The sequence below is a fragment of the Stenotrophomonas sp. P5_B8 genome (assembly GCF_054049855.1).
Map to the genome: position 1 here is coordinate 1 of NZ_JBFULO010000819.1, position 725 is coordinate 725.

1 protein-coding gene is annotated in these 725 nt (G+C 64.4%); it reads right to left on the reverse strand.

The annotated features are described in order from the left end of the window. Positions 1 to 725: type IV secretory system conjugative DNA transfer family protein (locus tag ACXJKH_RS21635; RefSeq protein WP_457322465.1), on the reverse strand; the 725-nt coding region annotated here is incomplete at both ends.

A 725-nucleotide genomic window follows, 5' to 3' on the forward strand; every position in this document is an offset into this window, starting at 1 on the left:
ATGTAGATGGTCATCTTCTTCTTGCGCAGGTCGGTGAGCAGGAAGTCGTTGTCGCTGGTGGCCTTGTCCAGCACCGGGTTGATCCAGGCGTTGAGCGGTTCCTTGAAGGTGCCCATGATCGAGGCGAAGGTCTCATCGGCCTGGGACAGCATGTTGGCGAACGCCGACTTGGCGTTGCTGCTCAGGAAACGCTGACCGGACAAGGCCTTGAGGTACTTTTTCAGGTCGCTGCCGTCGCCGGTGGACAGGCGGAACAGCGCCCCCAGCGTGGGCGTGCCCTGCCCGCCCGGGAAGCCCATGCGGCGCTCGTCGTCCCAGTTCTCGAACAGGTACAGGCTGAAGGCCATGAACGCATTGCGCGCCTGGCTGACCCAGAACTTCTGGTCGTCCGAGCCGTCCGGATACAGCATCGCGGCGATGCTCATCAGCTCCGACACGCGGAACGCGGGGTCATCGGACACGTAGCTGAGCGGGTTCCAGCGATGGGTGCGGCGGTCTTCGGCGAAGGGGTTGAACAGGAACACTTCCTGCCCCTGGCTGGCGCGCCAGCCGCTGGTGAGGTCGAAGTTCTCCTGCTTGATGTCCAGCACCACCACCGATTCGCCGTATTCCAGCAGGTTCGGGATGACCACGCCCACGCCCTTGCCCGAGCGGGTCGGCGCGGCGAGGATCACGAACTGCTGGCCACTGAGCCGCACCAGCTTGCCGCCGAAGCTGCCGACCAC